Origin of the sequence: Pectobacterium brasiliense (assembly GCF_016950255.1) — a bacterium.
Lineage (GTDB): Bacteria > Pseudomonadota > Gammaproteobacteria > Enterobacterales > Enterobacteriaceae > Pectobacterium > Pectobacterium brasiliense.
Genome location: NZ_JACGFN010000001.1, coordinates 1,800,568 through 1,821,061 on the forward strand (window position 1 = coordinate 1,800,568; position 20,494 = coordinate 1,821,061).

General features: G+C 49.7%; 20 protein-coding genes and 1 other RNA gene. 10 read left to right on the top strand and 11 right to left on the bottom strand.

What is annotated here, in order from left to right:
• Positions 1–26: 26 nt before the first annotated feature.
• The 5 genes from H4F65_RS07960 (at position 27) to H4F65_RS07980 (ending at position 5,021) form a co-directional block, all read left to right on the top strand.
• On the top strand, positions 27–3,155 hold the full coding sequence (locus H4F65_RS07960) for an efflux RND transporter permease subunit (protein ID WP_039312320.1): 3,129 nt from the start codon (positions 27–29) through the stop codon (positions 3,153–3,155).
• Between the two features lie 232 nt (positions 3,156–3,387).
• On the top strand, positions 3,388–3,636 hold the full coding sequence (locus tag H4F65_RS07965) for a type B 50S ribosomal protein L31 (protein ID WP_010282248.1): 249 nt from the start codon (positions 3,388–3,390) through the stop codon (positions 3,634–3,636).
• A 17-nt stretch (positions 3,637–3,653) separates the two neighbouring features.
• Positions 3,654–3,797: a type B 50S ribosomal protein L36 gene (ykgO, locus tag H4F65_RS07970; protein ID WP_005976091.1), complete on the top strand. Its 144-nt coding sequence runs from the start codon at positions 3,654–3,656 to the stop codon at positions 3,795–3,797.
• A 598-nt stretch (positions 3,798–4,395) separates the two neighbouring features.
• Positions 4,396–4,764 carry an Hha toxicity modulator TomB gene (gene tomB, locus H4F65_RS07975; protein ID WP_010282247.1) on the top strand — a complete coding sequence of 123 codons (369 nt, stop codon included), beginning with the start codon at positions 4,396–4,398 and terminating at the stop codon, positions 4,762–4,764.
• Positions 4,765–4,817: 53 nt separating this feature from the next.
• Positions 4,818–5,021 (top strand): HHA domain-containing protein, encoded by a 204-nt coding sequence (locus tag H4F65_RS07980; RefSeq protein ID WP_005976087.1) that lies wholly within the window; start codon positions 4,818–4,820, stop codon positions 5,019–5,021.
• A 459-nt stretch (positions 5,022–5,480) separates the two neighbouring features.
• Here the strand turns inward: H4F65_RS07980 and ffs are convergent.
• An RNA gene (ffs, locus tag H4F65_RS07985) (signal recognition particle sRNA small type) lies at positions 5,481–5,577 on the bottom strand.
• 185 nt (positions 5,578–5,762) lie between these two features.
• Between ffs and H4F65_RS07990 the strand changes: the two genes are divergently transcribed.
• Entirely contained in the window at positions 5,763–6,083 is a 321-nt protein-coding gene (locus tag H4F65_RS07990; RefSeq protein WP_010282239.1) for an MGMT family protein, read from the top strand.
• Positions 6,084–6,102: 19 nt separating this feature from the next.
• Here H4F65_RS07990 and H4F65_RS07995 read toward each other — a convergent pair whose 3' ends face one another.
• Positions 6,103–6,684, bottom strand: a complete 582-nt coding sequence (locus H4F65_RS07995) for a YbaY family lipoprotein (RefSeq protein WP_010282236.1) — start codon at positions 6,682–6,684, stop codon at positions 6,103–6,105.
• Positions 6,685–6,896: 212 nt separating this feature from the next.
• On the opposite strand from H4F65_RS07995, the gene tesB reads away from it, so the two are divergent.
• Entirely contained in the window at positions 6,897–7,760 is an 864-nt protein-coding gene (gene tesB, locus H4F65_RS08000; RefSeq protein WP_010282232.1) for an acyl-CoA thioesterase II, read from the top strand.
• Positions 7,761–7,899: 139 nt separating this feature from the next.
• Here tesB and amtB read toward each other — a convergent pair whose 3' ends face one another.
• The 5 genes from amtB to H4F65_RS08025 form a co-directional block, all read right to left on the bottom strand.
• The gene (gene amtB, locus H4F65_RS08005) at positions 7,900–9,186 is read right to left on the bottom strand and encodes an ammonium transporter AmtB (protein ID WP_010282229.1); all 1,287 of its coding nucleotides are present in this window, start codon (positions 9,184–9,186) and stop codon (positions 7,900–7,902) included.
• A 39-nt stretch (positions 9,187–9,225) separates the two neighbouring features.
• Entirely contained in the window at positions 9,226–9,564 is a 339-nt protein-coding gene (glnK, locus tag H4F65_RS08010) for a P-II family nitrogen regulator (protein ID WP_002208627.1), read from the bottom strand.
• 360 nt (positions 9,565–9,924) lie between these two features.
• The gene (locus H4F65_RS08015) at positions 9,925–11,703 is read right to left on the bottom strand and encodes a SmdB family multidrug efflux ABC transporter permease/ATP-binding protein (protein WP_010282171.1); all 1,779 of its coding nucleotides are present in this window, start codon (positions 11,701–11,703) and stop codon (positions 9,925–9,927) included.
• Complete coding sequence (locus tag H4F65_RS08020; RefSeq protein ID WP_010282170.1) at positions 11,696–13,465, bottom strand: SmdA family multidrug ABC transporter permease/ATP-binding protein; 1,770 nt, start codon at positions 13,463–13,465, stop codon at positions 11,696–11,698. Before H4F65_RS08020 ends, H4F65_RS08015 begins: the two co-directional genes overlap by 8 nt.
• A gap of 78 nt (positions 13,466–13,543) precedes the next feature.
• Positions 13,544–14,005, bottom strand: coding sequence for an Lrp/AsnC family transcriptional regulator (locus H4F65_RS08025; protein ID WP_010282169.1), 462 nt, complete (start codon positions 14,003–14,005; stop codon positions 13,544–13,546).
• Positions 14,006–14,271: 266 nt separating this feature from the next.
• Between H4F65_RS08025 and H4F65_RS08030 the strand changes: the two genes are divergently transcribed.
• The 3 genes from H4F65_RS08030 (at position 14,272) to queC (ending at position 16,775) form a co-directional block, all read left to right on the top strand.
• Positions 14,272–14,718, top strand: a complete 447-nt coding sequence (locus H4F65_RS08030; RefSeq protein WP_010282167.1) for a hypothetical protein — start codon at positions 14,272–14,274, stop codon at positions 14,716–14,718.
• A gap of 155 nt (positions 14,719–14,873) precedes the next feature.
• Positions 14,874–15,950, top strand: a complete 1,077-nt coding sequence (locus H4F65_RS08035) for a PLP-dependent cysteine synthase family protein (RefSeq protein WP_039319299.1) — start codon at positions 14,874–14,876, stop codon at positions 15,948–15,950.
• Positions 15,951–16,079: 129 nt separating this feature from the next.
• Entirely contained in the window at positions 16,080–16,775 is a 696-nt protein-coding gene (queC, locus tag H4F65_RS08040; RefSeq protein WP_010282163.1) for a 7-cyano-7-deazaguanine synthase QueC, read from the top strand.
• Positions 16,776–16,871: 96 nt separating this feature from the next.
• Here the strand turns inward: queC and H4F65_RS08045 are convergent, their stop codons facing one another.
• The 4 genes from H4F65_RS08045 to hupB form a co-directional block, all read right to left on the bottom strand.
• On the bottom strand, positions 16,872–17,270 hold the full coding sequence (locus tag H4F65_RS08045) for an acyl-CoA thioesterase (RefSeq protein ID WP_010282161.1): 399 nt from the start codon (positions 17,268–17,270) through the stop codon (positions 16,872–16,874).
• Positions 17,271–17,375: 105 nt separating this feature from the next.
• Positions 17,376–17,741 (bottom strand): helix-hairpin-helix domain-containing protein, encoded by a 366-nt coding sequence (locus H4F65_RS08050; protein ID WP_010282155.1) that lies wholly within the window; start codon positions 17,739–17,741, stop codon positions 17,376–17,378.
• Between the two features lie 138 nt (positions 17,742–17,879).
• A complete protein-coding gene (ppiD, locus tag H4F65_RS08055) occupies positions 17,880–19,760 on the bottom strand; it encodes a peptidylprolyl isomerase (RefSeq protein WP_010282148.1) in 1,881 nt (626 codons plus the stop codon).
• Positions 19,761–20,028: 268 nt separating this feature from the next.
• Positions 20,029–20,301, bottom strand: a complete 273-nt coding sequence (hupB, locus tag H4F65_RS08060; RefSeq protein WP_005976031.1) for a nucleoid-associated protein HU-beta — start codon at positions 20,299–20,301, stop codon at positions 20,029–20,031.
• Positions 20,302–20,494 lie beyond the last annotated feature (193 nt).

The window sequence follows — 20,494 nt, forward strand, 5'->3', positions numbered from 1 at the left end:
CGTTCTAACAGGAGCCGGTACAATTCATGGCTAAGTTTTTTATAGATCGACCCATTTTTGCATGGGTACTCGCCATCATGGTGATGCTGACGGGGTTGCTGGCAATTGTTAAATTACCGATTGCCCAGTATCCGACGATCGCACCACCCGCGATTGACGTAACAGCAACTTATCCAGGGGCCGATGCATCAACGCTGCAAGACTCCGTTACGCAGGTTATCGAACAGAATATGAACGGTATCGATAACCTGATGTACATGTCATCAAGCAGTGATTCCTCAGGTACAGTCCAGATTACGCTGACTTTTGAGGCCGGTACCGATCCGGACATCGCACAGGTTCAGGTACAGAACAAACTACAACTGGCCATGCCGCTGCTGCCGCAGGAAGTACAGCAGCAAGGGGTTAACGTTCAGAAATCAAGTAGCAGCTTCCTTATGGTTGCCGCCTTCATCAGTGAAGACGGTAAAATGTCGCAGGAAGATATCGCTGACTACGTAGCTGCTAACGTTAAAGACCCTATCAGCCGTACATCCGGCGTAGGCGACGCGCAACTGTTTGGTTCCCAGTACGCGATGCGTATCTGGCTGGATCCGAACAAGCTTAATAACTATCAGTTAACCGCAGGTGACGTCAGCGCAGCAATTCGGGTTCAAAACAACCAGATCGCAGCAGGACAATTGGGGGGCGCTCCACCGGTTCCCGGTCAGCAGTTGAATGCCTCGATCATTGCGCAAACCCGCCTGAACTCAGCAGAAGAGTTTTCTAAAATACTGCTGAAAGTTAACGCGGATGGATCTCAGGTTCGCCTTAAAGACGTCGCACGCGTTGAGTTGGGAGCAGAAGGCTACGACGTTATCGCACGTTTCAATGGTAAACCTGCTGCTGGTATTGGTATCAAACTGGCAACCGGTGCGAACGCGCTGGATACCGCAACCGCTGTAAAAGATGCATTGACGAAAGCGGAAGAGTTCTTCCCTTCTGGCCTCAAAGTGGTTTACCCATATGATACAACGCCCTTCGTTAAGATCTCGATCAACGAAGTAGTGAAAACGCTGGTGGAAGCCATCGTACTGGTATTCCTGGTGATGTATCTGTTCTTGCAGAACTTCCGCGCCACGCTGATCCCAACTATCGCGGTACCGGTCGTCTTGCTGGGGACGTTTGCTATCCTCTCTGCGTTTGGTTATTCCATTAACACCTTGACGATGTTCGCGATGGTTCTCGCCATCGGGCTTCTGGTGGATGACGCCATCGTCGTCGTGGAAAACGTGGAACGTGTCATGGCGGAAGAAGGTCTACCGCCTAAAGAAGCGACAAAGCGCTCCATGGAGCAGATCCAAGGCGCGTTGGTCGGTATTGCACTGGTACTGTCCGCGGTATTCGTTCCTATGGCGTTTACCGGTGGTTCGACAGGGGCAATCTACCGCCAGTTCTCCATCACAATCGTTTCTGCGATGGTGCTGTCGGTTCTGGTCGCATTGATTTTGACGCCTGCGCTTTGCGCAACACTGCTAAAACCGATTGCCAAAGGCGATCATGGTGAGAAGAAAGGCTTCTTCGGCTGGTTCAATAGACTGTTCGAGAAAAGCACTAATCACTACACCGATAGCGTGGCAAATATCCTGCGCAGCACAGGCCGTTATCTGGTCATCTATCTGCTGATTGTTGTGGGTCTGGCACTCTTGTTCTTACGTTTGCCGACGTCCTTCCTGCCAGACGAAGATCAGGGGGTTCTCCTGAACATCGTTCAGTTGCCTTCAGGTGCGACGCAGGAAAACACGCAGAAAATCATGGACAGAATGACGCAATACTATCTCGAAAATGAGAAAGGTAACGTCAAGTCTGTGTTTACCGTGACGGGCTTCGGGTTCTCAGGTCGCGGGCAGAATGCCGGTCTGGCCTTCGCCAGCCTGAGTGACTGGAGTGAACGAAGCGGCGCAGAAAATAAAGTCCAGGCGATTGCAGGCCGAGCTAACGCAGTCTTCAGCCAGTACAAAGAAGCTATCGTGATTGCAGCCAACGTTCCTGCGATTATCGAACTAGGTACCGCAACAGGTTTCGACTTCCAGTTGATTGACCAGGCTAACCTTGGGCATGCAAAACTGACGGAAGCGCGTAACCAGCTGCTAGGTATGGCGGCACAACATCCAGATACGCTGGTACAAGTTCGTCCTAACGGGATGGAAGATACCCCGCAGTTCCGTCTCGATATCGATCAGGAAAAAGCACAGGCGCTTGGTGTGTCACTGTCGGATATCAGTTCAACATTGGCAACCACGCTGGGTGGATCCTACGTGAATGACTTTATCGATCGCGGTCGTGTGAAGAAAGTTTACGTTCAGGCCGATGCACCTTTCCGTATGCTGCCGGATGACATCAAAAACTGGTACATTCGCGGTAGCAATGGACAGATGGTGCCATTCTCTGCATTCACGCAGAGCCACTGGGAATATGGTTCACCACGTCTGGAACGTTATAACGGCCAACCATCCATGCAGATCCAAGGTGAAGCCGCGCCAGGTAAGAGTACCGGTGAAGCCATGGCATTGATGGAAAGTTTCGTGACCCAATTACCGCAAGGTATCGGCTACGAATGGACGGGGATGTCCTATCAGGAGCGGTTATCAGGCAACCAGGCACCTGCTATCTATGCCATTTCATTGATTGTCGTGTTCCTGTGTCTGGCAGCGCTTTATGAGAGCTGGTCAATACCGTTCTCCGTCATGCTGGTTGTTCCATTGGGGATCATCGGTGCGTTAATTGCAGCGAATATGACAGGTCTTGAAAACGACGTTTACTTTAAGGTGGGCCTGTTGACAACCATAGGGCTATCGGCGAAGAACGCCATATTGATTGTCGAATTTGCTAAAGATCTGATGGAGAAAGAAGGGAAAGGACTGATTGAAGCAACGCTTGATGCCGTTCGTATGCGTTTGCGTCCAATCCTAATGACGTCACTTGCCTTTATCCTCGGTGTAATGCCGCTGGTTATCAGTAGTGGTGCAGGCTCCGGTGCACAGAACGCCGTTGGTACTGGCGTAATGGGCGGGATGATTACAGCAACCGTGCTGGCTATCTTCTTCGTTCCGGTGTTCTTTGTTGTTGTCCGCCGCCGTTTTGGCAAGAAAGTAGACGACACAACAGCACACTAAGGCTGAACATCCATCGATATCTCCCCTAAAAGGCCGCCTAGCGGCCTTTTTTACTTTCCGGCTCTTTCCTCTCAGCTCATTCTCACCAAACGAGCACAGTGCCGTTTACATCTTTATCCGCCTCTATAGTGACTTAGAGAATGCTGCGGCCTTGCAACAACATAATGGTTGATCCTGATGTCAAAAAAGCGCAACATGATAGATATGTTATAACATAACAAATGAGGCAGCTATGAAAGCAGGTATTCATCCTGACTATCGCACGGTGGTATTTCATGACACCAGCGCGGATGTTTATTACAAGACGGGATCAACGATTAAAACCGATCGAACCATTGAACTGGAGGGGTCCAGCTACCCTTACGTCACCATTGACGTTTCTGCGGCATCGCATCCCTATTATACCGGGAAGCAAAAAGAATATTCTAAAGAAGGCAGCACGGCGCGCTTCCAGCAGCGCTTTGGCAACTTCTTCAAGTAATCAGAGAGGGCTATAAAATGCAGGTGCTTAGTTCGCTACGTTCAGCAAAGAATCGTCATAAGGATTGTATTGTGGTCCGCCGTCGCGGGCGAGTTTACGTTATATGCAAATCCAACCCGCGCTTTAAGGCCGTACAAGGCGGAAAAAAGAAAAAAGGTTAATCTTTCTCAACTTCATCCCGATACAGTCGATGTTATGACGCTAACAAGACTGCACGGGATGATTCGCATGAAAAAACTGCTGAAACAATAAGATAACGAGTGCCAAAAGCCCTTATCCGCTGAGCAATCTCTTCGCATTCCTTCTGCCATTTCTCATATTTTCAGATAGAAATAATTAAATAAGCCGCAGACGAGTTTATTCTATGCTCATTGTTACAACAAAAAAATTTGAGGATTAATCAAAATAAATAGCAGTGAAAACCTTCCCTATTATCCGCGAATTTTACGAACGCTTTTGCTATAGTCATATATAGAATGACGTAACCTTAACCACCATGGTATAGCTATACTTAAGGTTAAGTCATGAGATGTTGGTATTTACGCCGACCCTATTTCGCGACATAGTAGATACTGGGAGGGACGATAATCACTGTTTTCTCATTCATTACAGAACAAATCACAATGGTTCCACGCCCTGTCTGTAACAACATGAATACGAAACAACGTTAACGTTTTATCTTGTAAGTTTCATCAGTCTACCTGTTTACCAGGTGTTAACCGCAGTAACACTGAATAACGGCTTAACGGAGGGATTGATATGGATGAGTACACACCAAAACATTATGATATTGCCCAACTCAGATTCTTATGTGAGAATCTGTGTGACGAAAGTATAGCGACGTTAGGCGATAGCAGTCACGGCTGGGTCAATGATCCAACATCTGCGATCAATCTCCAATTAAATGAACTTATTGAGCATATCGCTACGTTTATTCTCACATTTAAAATAAAATACCCTAACGAAAGTGAACTTTCAGAGCAGGTTGAAAAGTATTTGGATGATACTTACGTCTTGTTTAGCAACTATGGTATTAATGATGCTGAACTACGGCGTTGGCAGAAGTCCAAAGCAAAATTATTCGGAATGTTCTCAGGGGAGAACATCTGTACGCCTGCTAAAACTTAAGCAATAATTTATTTATATTTTTTAACCACCAGGTACTGCTTGCATAGGCCATTATGAAAAAAATCGACTATTTGATGCGTTTGCGTAAATGCACAACCATTGACACTCTCGAACGCGTTATTGAAAAAAACAAGTATGAACTCTCTAATGATGAACTAGAGATGTTCTTTTCCGCAGCTGATCATCGTCTGGCTGAACTGACGATGAACAAACTCTACGACAAAGTCCCTACTGCAGTATGGCGATACGTTCGTTAATTCCTAACGAAACGCATACAAAAACTGACATTAATTACACTGCGCCGATATATTATCGGCCTTTGTTTTTATTATCTTTTGACGTATTAATTGCGTAAGACTTGTAACAAATTGTATTTTTCTTATTAAGTAAAAATGAATTATTTCTCACCCTTTACGCTTATTTCCCCGACACTCATCGTTTATAACAATCGCATCGATAGCACCCACGAATAGTATATCCCGTGATGAAAAGAGAGGATGTAATAATTACCGCAATTATTACTCACCAAGTAAAGATACACGGTCATCCTCTCGAAAAAACAGCGATCGGTAAATGACACCTATCGAGCAAAGAATGGTGGCTCAACGTTTATGTATGTCAGAAAACGGGTTTATGGTAGAGAATGTAGTTTATGTGAAGGAAAATGAAGACCAGTCTGGCGATGAAACGGCTAGCGAGGGCAGAAATGGTGGAGGCCCTGCCAGCTACATCCCGGCACACACGTCTCCTGCTGCGGCTGCTTCCTTCCGGACCTGACCGAATCCACAGGTTAGTGTTGCGGGAGAACCGACAGGGCCTCCATTGACGGCTTTATAACGGCTTGCACATGATAATCGCAACGTGTCACAAAGCGGTGGGCATTATCGGCGATGGGATAGGCAATTGCAAGCTAACACCGACTAACCGTTGTTTTCTTACCCACCCCACTGTGCCACTATGATGTTCAATCGGTTTAGGAACAGCAGGAACACCCGCGGATGTCAGAAGAAAACGATAATTTCCGCCAGCGCGTTTTTCAAATCGTCGCGGCAATCCCTTACGGAAAAATAGCGACCTATGGCGACATCGCGCAGTTGGCCGATTCACCCAGAGCATCTAGGCAAGTCGGCGGAGTATTAAAACGTCTGCCGAAAGACAGCAAACTCCCCTGGCATCGGGTAATCAATCGTAAAGGCGAAATATCGCTGGTCGGTGGAGACTATGTGCGTCAAAAGTCAGCACTACAGGCGGAGGGCATCATTTTCAATCGTCAGGGAAAAGTTGATCTTGCAAAATATCGCTGGCAATACGCGCCATAGCGGCGCGTATCCAGATGAATTACCAGATGGCCTGTGGTGCCATAGATGACGAGTCAGACTGTCCCTGAAGCATATGAGGAGTCTGATTTGTCGGGTTAGACATCATTGATCCCTGATTTTTCGCGGGTAAGGGAACAGAGGCGACAGGTACCAGCACCAAATCGGCGTTATTTACTCCGTTGCTAATAACCGGCAAGACGTTCTCCGTCACCATCACGATACGATTGTCTATCGCAACGGCTGCGCTGAGTAAGATACGCGCGTTGGGCTGAATATCAGCCGGGTTATACGGTAACTCGAATCGGAAAGGTGCCTGCTTTCCTTCTGTACGCGTCACACGCTGAGTGATCACTTTTGAAGGTGCATCCGCCAGCGATGCATCAGATACCGTAACGGTTAAAACGGCGTTATGAGGGAGTGCAATGCGCTGACGAATATTCACCGTACCGGTTACCGCTGGCATTGCAACAGCCGGGCGCTGTGAAGAAACAGACGTGACAGGTGCGCCAGTTTGAGGAGAAACGCCATAATCATTCCTCTGTGCACATGCAACCAGAGTCATCGATAACGTGATACCGCCTAATATATGCCATAATTTCATTCGGTCAGTCTCCTTTATTATTGTCAGACTACCGGTATCGAAAACCGGTACTCATAAATAGTATGATTCACCCAACACAATAATGATGGTGCAAAATTCTGATATTTTCCTGAAATCCACACATTCATTGCAGTAAAAAAACCATAAAAAAATATTTTATACCTTAAAAACAAACAGATAATTATTTATTCGCATTCATTGGGGCCGATATTATGAGTCAATCACTACAACACCTTCTCGACCTCCTGCATTTAGAGAAACTCGAAGAAGGGCTATTTCGCGGACAAAGCGATGATTTAGGGCTGCGTCAGGTCTTTGGTGGGCAAGTCGTCGGGCAGGCCATGTCGGCCGCCAAACAGACTGTCCCCGTCGAGCGCAACATTCACTCTTTCCACAGCTACTTTTTGCTACCCGGCGATAGCCAGAAACCGATTATTTATGACGTTGAAAACCTGCGCGATGGCAACAGCTTCAGCGCCAGACGCGTTAGGGCTATCCAGAATGGTCGCCCTATTTTTTATATGACGGCCTCATTTCAAAGTCATGAAGAAGGGTTCGAGCACCAAAATGTGATGCCAAACGTCACACCGCCAGAAGATCTGAAATCCGAGCAGGAAATCGCACAAGATATGCAGCACCTTCTGCCACCCCGCTTTCACGATAAATTTATTCAGGCCAGCCCGATTGAGATACGCCCGGTTAAATTCCATAACCCACTAAAAGGCGAAGTAGACGAGCCGGTGCGACACGTCTGGTGTCGTGCCAGTAGCACGCTGCCGGACGATAAGCGTATTCACCAATATCTGCTCGGCTATACGTCTGACTGCAATTTCCTACTCACGGCCTTACAGCCTCACGGCGTTGGCTTTTTGGAGCCGAGTATGCAGGTCGCTACCATCGATCACTCAATGTGGTTCCACCGTGATTTCCGGCTGGATGACTGGCTGTTATATACCGTAGAAAGCACGTCAGCATCCGGTGCTCGTGGTTTCGTTCGTGGGCAATTCTATACTCGGGAAGGCGTGCTGGTTGCATCCAGCGTGCAGGAAGGCGTCATACGTCGTCGCCAGCCGTAAACCTTGCGGCAAACTCGTAACGTAAAAAACCACCTCATCTGGAGGGGGGTGGTTTAAGACTGATAATAAAACAGGCGTGGAGTCTCCCCCACGCCTGCATACTGTATTCTGACTATCTCACTGATTAATTTACGCGATCTTATTGGTTGTAAGCGCTCTCGCCATGGCTGTTTACGTCCAGACCTTCGCGCTCTTGATCTTCAGGTACACGCAGGCCGACAACCATATCCGCGATCTTGAAGGCGACAAATGCCACCACGCCAGACCACACCAGACAAACAATCACGCTGAACAGCTGGACCCAAATCTGGTGTGCCATCGTCACGCCTTCCGCATAGCCAGTACCGCCCAGTGATGCAGAAGTGAATACGCCAGTCAGGATACAACCAACGATGCCGCACACGCCGTGAACACCGAACACATCACATGGGTCATCCACACGCAGCCATCTTTTCAGTACCGTTACACCCCACAAGCCTGCAACACCACCGGCCAGACCGATGATCAATGCACCACCCACGCCAACCGTACCCGCAGCTGGCGTGATTGCCACCAGACCCGCGATACAGCCAGAGCATGCGCCCAGCAGAGAAGGCTTACCACGGACCATCCACTCACCGCCAACCCATGCCAGAATTGCAGCGGCAGTCGCGACAACGGTGTTCAGGAAAGCCAGAGCGGCGATACCGTTCGCAGCCCCCGCAGAACCCGCATTGAAACCAAACCAGCCGATGTACAGGATCGCCGTACCGATAAACACCATCGGCAGGTTATGCGGTTTGAAGGCCTCTTTGCCAAAACCAGCACGTTTGCCCAGCAGGTAAGCACCAACCAAACCAGCAACTGCGGCGTTGATGTGAACCACCGTACCGCCAGCGAAGTCCAGCGCACCATCCGCCGCCAGATAGCCACCGCCCCATACCATGTGCGTCATCGGCAGGTAGGAGAACGTCAGCCACAGCGCAACAAAGATCAGGACAGCAGAGAAACGAATACGCTCAGCAATCGCCCCGACAATCAGCGCCACGGTGATACAGGCAAAGGAAGCCTGATAAGCCACGTGCACGAACTGATAGAAGGTGCCACTGATGGATTCAATCCCGATGCCTTTCAGCATAAAGGTGCTGAAACCACCGAAGAAGGCGTTACCTTCGCTGAAGGCCAGGCTATATCCGTAAACGACCCACAGGATACAAACCATCGCGAACGTTACGCTCACCTGCGTCATCATGGACAGAACGTTCTTAGAACGAATCAGGCCGCCGTAAAACAGTGCGATGCCCGGTATAGTCATAAAGAGTACCAGTGCGGTACAAATCATAATAAAAGCGTTGTCCGCTTTATCAATCGTCGGTGTCGCAGCCATTGCCCAGGACGGGAGTAATGCCGCCACACCGAGACCTAATGAAGAGAGTCGTTTTTTCATTTTCATCCATCCCTATTTACGTATCTACGCTAGGTGTTGTTAAAGTGCGGCTTCGTCAGTTTCACCCGTACGAATACGGATAACCCTTTGCAACTCGGCGACAAAAATTTTGCCATCACCAATTTTTCCGGTGTACGCGGCTTTGCTGATGACGTCGATCACTTCATCCAACTGGTCGTCTGCAATCGCGATATCAATTTTTACCTTGGGTAAAAAATTAACGCTGTATTCTGCGCCGCGGTATAGCTCCGCGTGCCCTTTCTGACGACCAAATCCTTTCACCTCAGTGACGGTAAGTCCCTGGATGCCGACAGAAGATAACGCTTCACGTACATCTTCCAGCTTGAATGGTTTTATCACCACAGTAACCAGTTTCATTTATCTTCCCCCTAGCCATTACGTTCAGGCTTTCGCCCGTCACTTGTTCGATTACATGCTCTATGAAGTCGGTCTACGTCATGACTAAAGCAAAGGGTGTGCCATAAATGATTTATCTGGCACAAATCAGGAAAAAGAACGCTATTAACGATAAGAAAGGGCAAAAAGAAAACCCGGTGGGAAAGAAATGCAGGAAGAATCGGGCAAGAATTGCACTAATTTAGTGCACGAAGAGTATTTTCAGTGCAGTGCGGGGGAAAACCAGAATCACGATGCCTATTGATGGTGCGAAGCCATGAATAGACTGTCAGTCTGCACCACACAAAGCGGTGCAGACCGAGATACTATCCCAGATCAGTTTCAGTGCGTAGGACAAGCCTCAGTGCTGGTGGCTGCAAGATCCTCTCCGGCGAGCTGCAATTGATACATTTGATAATAGCGCCCCTGCTGTTGCAGCAGTTGCTCATGCGTTCCACGCTCAACGGTTTGCCCATGATGGAGCACCATAATCGTGTCGGCCTCAACGATAGTGGAAAGCCGATGGGCGATGATAATCAAGGTTGTCTGTTCCCTGATAATGCGCAGCGCCTTTTGCACCGCCTGCTCCGTACCCGAGTCAATATTCGCCGTCGCTTCATCGAGAATCAGGATTTTAGGCGTTTGCACCAGTACCCGCGCAATCGCCAACAGCTGCTTTTGTCCGGTAGACAGGTTATTCCCCTGCTCGCCAATACGCGTATGCAATCCTTCAGGGAAAGCCCGAACCAGTTCGGCAAGCTGCACCACTTCCAGCACGCGCCAGACGGCCTCTTCGCTGATATCACGCCCCAGCGTCACATTCACAAACATGGATTCCGCCAGCACAACCGGATCCTGTTGCACCATTGCCACATTTTGGCGCAACACCGCATGAGAGAGCGTCGACAGCGGGCGGCCATCAAGTCGGATCTCACCCTCATCCGGTGCGTAATATCCCATAAGCAAACTGGCTAGCGTACTTTTTCCACTGCCGGTATGCCCGACCAACGCAACGAATCCGCGCTCTGGTATCGTCAGAGAAATATTCTGTAGCACGCGTTTTTCTGTGCCATACGAGAAAGAAACATCGTCAATATCGACGCGCCCGGTCGCCAAAGGACGCTCATCATCGCCGTAGCGCTGCTTTTTGCCATCCATCAGTTCAAAGATACGCTCACCGGCGACAACCGCCTGCTGTAACATCGTTTGCTGAGTTGTCAGTTCAATCAGCGGTTCATTCAGACGGCCCAAATAGTTGATAAACGCGTACAAGACCCCGACGCCAACCGATCCCATTGAGCTGAAACCGAATTGGATTAACAAACCACACAGTACCATCGCAGCAAACAGGCTCAGCAACGGCCTCAGCAGGAAACCTTCCAGACGCAGAGCCTTCATCCGCGCTTCATAATGCTCATGGCTGGCGGCCCCCAGTTTCTTGCCAAAGCGGGCCTGCTGGCGAAACTGCTGAATCACGCCCATGCCGTTAATCACTTCATTGAAGCCATCATTGATGTCAGCCAGATAGCTCCTCACCTTGCGGACAATCGGCGTACTAAAGCGATGGTACAGCACCATGACCGTCGCTACCGCAGGGAAAATCATCAGTGCAACCAGCGCCATCTGCCAGTTCAGACTGAACATCGCCACCAGCATCGCCCCCACCAACGCCGCACTGCGTAATACCGTTGACACCACCATGACGTACAGGTCTTTAACCACTTCGGTGTCATTGGTGACGCGTGAAATCAATTGCCCTACGGGTTGCGTATCAAATGTACTCAACGGCTGGCGCAACGCCGCATCCATCACATCAATGCGCAGTTGCTGGACGACACCGACCGCAACGCGGTTGAACAGCAGCGTCTGGAAATAGTGCAGCGAGGCCGCCAGAATTTGCAGCAGGATATAGGCCATTGCCAGGCCCGCCGCAATCGCCAGCGGGAACTGGCCTTTTGCTACCAAATCGTCAATAAAATAGCTCACCAACACGGGGCCTGAGACTTCAGCGATTGCAGCAATCCACAGCATCAGTACGCCCTGTAACAGCGGTTTTCGCCAGGGGGAACCATAGGCCAGCAGACGTTTCAGGGTTGGCCAAAACTGTTGAGGACTATTCATTTTTCGTTCCTTCCAACTGCGGCACATCATCCAGCGCCGCCTCCAGCTGTTGATAACGGTGCATATCCCGATACCAGCCGGGTTGTGCCGCCAGCGTCCGATGTGTGCCACGCTGCACCGTTTGTCCCTGCTGCAACACCACGATTTCATTCGCTTCGGTTAGGGCTGACAGACGATGTGCGCTGATGATCAGCGTCCGCTTTTCGCCCCATGTTTTGAGATTCTGCAAAATCTGGTGTTCCGTTCGTCCATCAACCGCAGACAGCGCATCGTCCAGCACCAAAATTTCAGCATCCAGCAGCAGTGCTCGGGCAATCGCGATCCGCTGTTTTTGACCGCCTGATAACATCACGCCGCGCTCTCCGACCTCCGTCTGGTAACCCTGAGGTAAACGCAGAATGTCGTCATGAACGCTCGCAAGCCGTGCCGCCTGTTCAATCTCTTGTTGGGTAGCATCAGGTCGACCCAGTGCAATGTTTTGCGCCACGGTATCGGAAAACAAAAAAGGCATTTGCCCCACCACGGCAAAACGGCTGCGCAGTTCATCCAACCGAATGGCGCTCAATGGACGACCGTGATAACGAATCTCTCCCGATTGGGTATCGAAGTGACGCAATATCAACGCCAGCAGCGTACTTTTCCCCGATCCGGTCGGCCCACATAGCCCCAGCATATTGCCCGGTGCCAGCGTAAACTGAATATGTTGTAAAGCATCACGGGTATTATCTGGGTAACGAAACGCGGAAATATTCACTTCCAGTACGCCCCGCTCGGCAGGCAATGATTCCTCACCGTCTTTCACCACGAGATCTTCCGCAAGCAGTTGACGAATACGGCTATATGCCGCGCTACCACGCTCAACAATATTAAACATCCAGGCCAGTGCCAGCATCGGCCAGATCATCAACCCCAGATACATGACAAAGCTGGTCAACAAACCTAACGTCAGCGAACCGTTAATCACCATCCAACTGCCGCCGCCAATCGCCAGCAAATTCGACAGCCCGACGGCAATATAAATCGTGGGATCGAAGCGGGCATCAACGCGGGCAACGTGCATATTTTTGGCACCGGCGTCCGCCGCAACCTGCGCAAAACGCGAGGACTGATAGTTTTCCAACCCGAAGGCTTTAATCATCCGAATGCTGGTCAAACCTTCCTGCGCCTGATCGTTAAGCGAAGAAAACGCGGCCTGTGCGGATTTAAAACGGTTATGCAGTTGGGTACCGTAGCGCTTGATGAAAATCGCCATGACCGGCATCGGAAGCAGCGCCAGCAGGGTCAGTTCCCAACTGATTTGAGTACACATGACAACCAGTACGGCACAGCCCATCACCATCGAATCGACCAGCGTCAGCACGCCTTCTCCGGCGGCAAAGACCACGCGATCGACATCGTTAGTCGCACGCGCCATCAGATCGCCGGTACGGTGACGCTGGTAAAATGCCGGATGCTGACGGCTTAATTGACGATAAAAATCCTCTCGTAGTTCAACCGCCAACTGGTATGACGCACCAAACAGAAACACTCGCCACACGTAGCGCAGCAGATAGACCATGACGGCAGTCAGCAGCATCACGCCAATCCACTTCATCATTTCGGTCATCGACATGCCGTGCTGCGTTACACCATCGACAATCACACCGACCAGTTTAGGGGGCAGCAATTGCAGGATGGCAATAGCAATCAATAGCGCAACAGCACCCAGATAGCGCCGCCATTCACGGCGAAAATACCAACTCAGTTGAGCAAACAATCTCACGCGATTTTTATTCCAATAGCCAGACGGGTCATGACAGACTCAGACAAGTGATTATACAAAAGACGGATGGATGATGAATCACAGGGATAAGGGCAATGCCGTGGTATGTTTGATTCGTTCCATAGCAAAACTAGATGTTACATCGACCAGCCCGGGAATTCCATTCACCAGCCGTTTATAGAAATCATCATAGCTTTTCATATCAGCGACCTGAACCTGCATCAGGTAATCGTATTCGCCAGCCATACGATAGAAAGCCAGCACCTCCGGCATATCGGACACCACGCGGGTGAAAGTCTGATACCAGTCGCGGTTATGCTGCTGCGTCTTCAATAAAACAAACGCTGTAAGCCCTAGCCCCAGACGTTCATTATCCAGCAGCGCCACCCGAGCCCGGATGATCCCTTCCTCCTCCAGGCGCTTCAGACGTTTCCAGCACGGCGTGGATGTCAGATTAACCGCCTCGGCCAGCGTCTGTAGCGAAAGCGTGCAATCCTGTTGCAGCATATTCAACAGTGTGCGATCAATTTTATCCAACATAGGGCCACTCCATAGAAAACTTTTCTCTACTTTCCGCCATTCGGAGAGAAAAGCAATGTTCTTTCCGCCCCAAATTGGCTTCAACACTCGCTGACAACACCAGAAAACCATATCACCATTCGATAATGAAAAAACATAACGAACTGTATAATATGGTAATTCATTACCTTTTACAGAGAGTGATACGATAAACAGGCTGGTTGAGCTCTACGATTTGTGGCGATATCGACCAACAGCATATTTTATGCCAATCAGGAGTGGCGAAAATGATGACAACAGATAAAAAGAGTAAATTCAGCACGATTGGGATGGTGCTTGGTGCATTGGCACTGCTTATTGCCGTTTCCTACTTTTGGGCAGGGCCATCAACGCCCGAAGTCACCATTGAAGAACAAATCGCAGAGAAAATTGTTTCTATCCGAGACACGACCCTAAACAGGCTGATGGGGAAAGCCCCCTCGACACAACAACCCGAATCCCCCTTTAATGAACGACGACTCGTTATTACCGCAACATCAGCATTAGGCTGTCTCGCGATTATTTTTGCCGTTTTCGGCTTCGCTCGCCGTGAATCTGCCAGACCGTGCATAAGCGCGGCAATGCTCGGCATCGCAGTAATCGCATTCCCTTTCATTATTAGTGCCATCAATATGGCATTTACTTTAATGGCTCTCGTAGTAATAGCCACTGCGATTGCTATGATTTTTGGGTAACGATGCCATCGTATTTTAATAGAAAGACAAACTCCAAAAATAAATTAAAGGGGTTAATTTTTCTATAAAATCGGCCATAAAGAGATAAAAAGGTAATTTTTTTATCCTAAAAACTCGTTACTCTATTCGCATCACTGCCTAACTGAGTTTTCATCATGACCAATGCCTGGGTTAAAAATGCCATCAGCGCTATCGAAGCAGATTTTCAGCGTTCGGCTGACACGCATCTTATCCGTCTGACCCTGCCGGATTATCCCGGTATCTATTTTTACCTCAAAGATGAAAGCACACATCCCAGCGGCAGTCTGAAGCACCGTCTGGCTCGCTCCTTGTTTCTCTACGGGCTGTGCAACGGTTGGATTAAAGAAGGCACGCCGATTATTGAAGCGTCATCCGGCAGTACGGCCGTGTCAGAAGCCTATTTTGCGCGCTTGCTTGGCCTGCCATTTATCGCCGTCATGCCTTCCTGCACCGCAAAAAGAAAAATCGAGCAAATCGCTTTCTATGGCGGGCGCTGCCATTTTGTCGAACAGGCAGGACAAATCTATGCGGCATCTGAGCAGCTCGCGCAAGAGATGAACGGCCATTATATGGATCAGTTCACCTACGCAGAACGCGCTACCGACTGGCGCGGCAACAACAATATTGCCGACAGCATTTACCGCCAAATGGCACGTGAACCGCATACCGTGCCGAATTACATTGTGATGAGTGCAGGAACTGGCGGTACGTCAGCCACGCTCGGACGCTACATTCGCTATCAGGGGCTGGATACACAACTGGTCGTCGTCGATCCAGAAAACTCCGTCTTCTACGACTGTTACCAACAGCGGGATCGCTCCATCACTGGCCCGTGCGGCAGTCGGATCGAAGGTATCGGCCGTCCGCGTGCTGAACCGTCTTTTATTCCTGACGTCATTGATAGCATGATCAAAGTGCCGGATGCCGCCAGCATCGCAACGCTGTTCTGGCTGGAAAGCGTGTTAGGCCGCAAAGCAGGCGCCTCCACTGGCACCAACGTCTGGGGAATGCTGCAACTGGCCAAAGAGATGGTGAAGCGAGGTCAAAAAGGTGCGATTGTGACTCTGCTCTGCGACAGCGGCGAACGCTATCTGGACACCTACTACAACAGCAGTTGGGTAGAAAAAAATATTGGTGACATTAGCCCTTATCTCAATGCGCTGAACAACCCAGCGATAGCTCACCTTTCCCCTGAACCCAGCCTGGCGTAACGACAGCCGAGCTATTTTTCAGGTAACAGGTTTTTTCAGATAGCATAGCTTTTCAGGTAAAATAGCGACTTTACACCGCTGTGCGTTGCAGACGTATTGCGGTTAACGTCGCGTTAAGGTGAATAAAGAATGAAGCGTGCTGTTGTCGTTTTTAGCGGTGGACAAGATTCCACAACCTGCCTGATTCAGGCTCTGCAAGATTATGATGACGTCCACTGCATCACCTTCGATTATGGGCAACGCCACCGCGCGGAAATTGATGTCGCTAGGGAACTCAGTCAGAAACTGGGGGCAACAGCGCATAAGGTTCTCGACGTCGGCTTACTGAACGAACTCGCCACCAGCAGCCTGACGCGTGACAGTATTCCAGTCCCCGATTACGATGCCAATGCGCAAGGCATCCCCAATACCTTCGTTCCGGGAAGAAACATTCTTTTCCTGACGCTCGCGGCTATCTACGCCTATCAAGTCGGTGCCGAGGCCGTCATTACTGGTGTATGTGAGACCGATTTTTCCGGTTACCCTGATTGTCGCGACGAATTCGTCAAGGCACTGAACCAAGCTATTGTTTTAGGTATTGCCCGCGATATCCGTTTTGAAACCCCGCTGATGTGGCTTAATAAAGCCGAAACCTGGGCGCTGGCGGATCATTACCAGCAACTCGATACCGTTCGTTACCACACGTTAACCTGCTATAACGGCATCAAGGGTGATGGGTGTGGTCAATGTGCCGCCTGCCATTTGCGAGCAAACGGTCTCGCGCAATATCAAAACGACTCCGTGGCTATCATGGCATCGCTGAAGCAGAAAGCAGGGTTACGCTGAGACTTCACGTCGCTACGCAGAACCCTACATGCAGAACCATCACGCCATGTAAAAACAACAGGCCACACCGTACAGGTAGTGGCCTGTTGCTTCATGTTAACGGCGAATCTCGTTTAGGTGTTCCAGCAGTTCTCCCTCCAGCGGCAGTGATTTTTGCGTCGATAAATCGATGCAGACAAACGTCAGCGTGGCATCGGCCACGTTGCTTTCATCAGACACTCGGGTTATCTTCTGGCTAATCACGCCACTTTTCGTATTCATCTGTAGTAGTTCGCTATCAATACGCAACACGTCACCGAGAACGGCAGGCTTGCGATAGTTAATATTGATGTTCACCACGACGAAAGCGATATTGTTGCTATGCATCCAGCCAAAAGCAGGCAACGTTTCCAGCCATTGCCAACGCGCCTCTTCCAGAAACTCCAGATAACGCGCGTTATTAACGTGCTGATAAACATCAATGTGATAACCACGAACGGTAATGAAAGTCTGCATAGCGGTAATACTCCTGTGATAAAACTAACAACTGGTATGACCTGATAATTAGCCTAGCAGAGGTTCGCAGCCCAGAGGAAGTGCTCGACCGGGCTGCGACTGACATCACAGTTTTAAGCGAGAGAGATTTCGTTCAACCAACGCAGCCCCAATTCCCGGGACCTCAGTTAATTGATCGATCTGGGTGAAAGGACCATTTTGCTCACGATAGGTCACGATCGCCTCCGCCTTTTTAAGGCCGACGCCGTTCATTATTTCCGCCAAATCGGCGGCGCTTGCTGCATTAATGCTTACCTTATCCTCATCACCATCAGGAAGCGTTGCTTTTTCCGCTTTCTGATCTGCTGGCGCAGACTTCACCGCTGTTACCGTACTGTCGGCGGCTTTAGGTGCCGCCTGACTTAGTAATGGCAACCCAGACAAGCTCATCCCAATGATTAAGCACAGTGCTTTTATTCCTGATTTCTTCATGCTGTTTCCTCCTTGTGTGTGACAGCACGGCTACCTTGCCGCAGACCCATCAACACCGCAAACAGCAGAATTTAAATGTGGAAAAGGCCGCGAAAGCGGCCTTTTGTTGTTGCAACGATTTGCAAATTTTTGCGGAGCTTATTGCTGTTCTTGCGCCGCATTGCCCATCTTGATTTTCGCTTCACTACGTAAGCTGGACAGCAGAGAATCAAACAGCGCGCCCAGAGAACCTTGCTGAACCTGGCTAGCAAACTGTGTTTTCTGCTCATCGTTTAGCTGATGTGGCGTCACGCTATCCAGCGCGACCAGCACGACATTACCAGCTTGATCCTGAGTAATCGCATAAGATGGCTTATCTTTCTCTGGGTGTGGCATAGCAAAGATTGCTTCGGCCGTTGCATCACCCTGAGAGATAGAAGACATCGTTTTTGCCTCACCAAAGCTCAGGCCCGCAGCTTTAAGCGCCTCATCTTTACCTTGCTTCAGCTCAGCCAGAATTTTTTCAGCGTCGACACGAGTCTGCTGTTCAGCCTTCTGACGTTTCAGCGTCTCTACAATCTCGGTACGAACCTGATCCAGAGGGCGAGTACTTTCAGGCTTGTGCTCAGTGATACGCAGAACGAAAGCGCGATCGCCATCGACGTTAATCACATCGGAGTTGTTGCCCGCAGTACCGTTCTCGCCCAGCAGCGCACCGCTAAAGATAGCCTGCGTTACCGGTTGGAAGTTCAGCGCAGCGGGAACTTTCTCACGCGTGAACCAGTCGGTCTGCGTGGCTTTCACACCGGCTGCTTCTTCTGCTGAAGCCAGAGACTCGTTGTCATTGCTGGCCGCTTCGCTGACTTTTTGTTGCAGCGCATAGTAACCATCCTGCGCTTTCTCGTGCTTCACTTTCTCAGCGATCTCGGCACGCACTTCGCTCAGCGGTTTGACCTGCTGCGGCTGAACATCATCCAGACGCACAATCAGATAGCCAACAGATGATTTAATCGCTTCGGAAACCTGACCTTTCTCTGTCAGTTTTGCCTGCTTCAGCTCATCAATCATGCTGTTTTCGTCCATCCATCCCAGATCGCCACCGTTGCGGCGCGAGATAACGTCCGTTGATTTTTCTTTCGCCAGCGTAGCGAAATCACCACCTTGCTTCAGTGCATCCAGAACAGACGCTGCATCGGCCTCATTCTTCACCTGAATAACGCTGAATTTCTTGCGCTCAGGTTGAGAATAGCCGCTCTTGTTCTGCTCGTAGAAATCGTTGATGGCAGCATCGTCTACTTTCACGCCGTCCATGATGCTTGCCGCATCCAGCGTGATATAGCTGACTTTGAATTCTTCTGGTGCGATGAAATTCCCTTTGTTTTGATCGTAATAACTCTGGATCTCATCGTCAGCAACCGTCTGTGCTTTCGCCTTGGCAGCAATATCAATGGTTGCAACACGGACAACGCGATCCTGTGCAGCCAGTTTCACCAGATTATCGATCTCCTGCGGCAGCAGGAATGCGGTATTGCCAAAGCCGCGAATCAGTTGCTGTGAAGTCAGTTGCTTACGCAGCATCTGAGCATACATATCCGGCGTTACGCCAAGGCGACGAACCTGATCCAGATACTTTTCATTATCAAAACGGTTGTCGGTCTGAAACGCAGGAACGTCAAAGATCGCCTGTTTGATTTGCTCATCACTGATGTTCAGTCCCAGCTTGTTGGCATACTGATCCAGCAAGGTTTCATCAATAAGTTGGGAGAGTGCTTGCCTACGCAATTGCTGCATGTAGCCGTCATTACTCGCCAGAAGAGAGAAATTCTCTCCCAAGGTTTCCTGCTGACGACTGCGTTCGTTCTGTACCGCCTGCTCAAGCTGTGCGCGGGTAATTTCCTGCCCGTTCACCTTTGCAGCGTAATCTCCTGAACCACCAATAAGATAATCACCAACGCCAGTTAGAACGAATGATGCGATGATCAAAGCAAGAATAATTTTGAGCACGACGTTATTCGCGGCCGTACGTAAATTGTCCATCATAATGTGACAACACTCCGCTGTAGAATGGATAAAACTCCCTGCGCTGGCCGGAGCCATGCATCCTTGCGATTGCTATAGCCCAATACAAGGCTAGGGCGCACTTAAGCTTATTGCCCGCCACGTCTGCCATGTGTCGGGTATGTATAGTCCTAATAAATAAAAGGCACATCATAAAATGATGCGCCTCGTATCTTACCCTACCAATATCATTGCGTCAGGTATTGTTTGGCACCCAAAGTGGTTATCCGCCAAACCTGTGACGTAATAATCAGTTAACGGCGTCTTTCAGCGTTTTACCAGCACGGAATCCTGGTACTTTCGCCGCAGGGATACTGATTTCCTTACCAGTTTGCGGGTTACGGCCGGTACGAGCAGCACGTTCACGCACTGAGAAAGTACCAAAACCAACCAAAGCAACATCATCCCCTTCTTTCAGGGATTCGGTAACGGAACCAATAATTGCATCTAACACACGCCCTGCTGCCGCTTTGGAAATATCAGCATCTGCGGCAATTTTGTCGATCAATTGTGACTTGTTCACTCTGTCATCCCCTCTGGAATTCTCTTATCGCGCTTCAATGTCCCAAGACGCGACACGTAACTTATTATCAATGCTGTCATGCTTAGCCAGTTACGGCTAAAACTAACAGTGCTCTAACTTAGCGGTACAAAAAAAAGCTGGCAAGCACGATTTCACTCACCAGCCCTGATTTTCTCAAGGGTTTTTGCGACAG

Coding starts and splice junctions, on each gene's coding strand:
- H4F65_RS07960 (WP_039312320.1), top strand. CDS start 27: ATGGCTAAGTTTTTTATAGATCGACCCATTTTTGCATGGGTACTCGCC.
- H4F65_RS07965 (WP_010282248.1), top strand. CDS start 3,388: ATGAAAGCAGGTATTCATCCTGACTATCGCACGGTGGTATTTCATGAC.
- ykgO (WP_005976091.1), top strand. CDS start 3,654: ATGCAGGTGCTTAGTTCGCTACGTTCAGCAAAGAATCGTCATAAGGAT.
- tomB (WP_010282247.1), top strand. CDS start 4,396: ATGGATGAGTACACACCAAAACATTATGATATTGCCCAACTCAGATTC.
- H4F65_RS07980 (WP_005976087.1), top strand. CDS start 4,818: ATGAAAAAAATCGACTATTTGATGCGTTTGCGTAAATGCACAACCATT.
- H4F65_RS07990 (WP_010282239.1), top strand. CDS start 5,763: ATGTCAGAAGAAAACGATAATTTCCGCCAGCGCGTTTTTCAAATCGTC.
- H4F65_RS07995 (WP_010282236.1), bottom strand. CDS start 6,684: ATGAAATTATGGCATATATTAGGCGGTATCACGTTATCGATGACTCTG.
- tesB (WP_010282232.1), top strand. CDS start 6,897: ATGAGTCAATCACTACAACACCTTCTCGACCTCCTGCATTTAGAGAAA.
- amtB (WP_010282229.1), bottom strand. CDS start 9,186: ATGAAAAAACGACTCTCTTCATTAGGTCTCGGTGTGGCGGCATTACTC.
- glnK (WP_002208627.1), bottom strand. CDS start 9,564: ATGAAACTGGTTACTGTGGTGATAAAACCATTCAAGCTGGAAGATGTA.
- H4F65_RS08015 (WP_010282171.1), bottom strand. CDS start 11,703: ATGAATAGTCCTCAACAGTTTTGGCCAACCCTGAAACGTCTGCTGGCC.
- H4F65_RS08025 (WP_010282169.1), bottom strand. CDS start 14,005: ATGTTGGATAAAATTGATCGCACACTGTTGAATATGCTGCAACAGGAT.
- H4F65_RS08030 (WP_010282167.1), top strand. CDS start 14,272: ATGATGACAACAGATAAAAAGAGTAAATTCAGCACGATTGGGATGGTG.
- H4F65_RS08035 (WP_039319299.1), top strand. CDS start 14,874: ATGACCAATGCCTGGGTTAAAAATGCCATCAGCGCTATCGAAGCAGAT.
- queC (WP_010282163.1), top strand. CDS start 16,080: ATGAAGCGTGCTGTTGTCGTTTTTAGCGGTGGACAAGATTCCACAACC.
- H4F65_RS08045 (WP_010282161.1), bottom strand. CDS start 17,270: ATGCAGACTTTCATTACCGTTCGTGGTTATCACATTGATGTTTATCAG.
- H4F65_RS08050 (WP_010282155.1), bottom strand. CDS start 17,741: ATGAAGAAATCAGGAATAAAAGCACTGTGCTTAATCATTGGGATGAGC.
- ppiD (WP_010282148.1), bottom strand. CDS start 19,760: ATGATGGACAATTTACGTACGGCCGCGAATAACGTCGTGCTCAAAATT.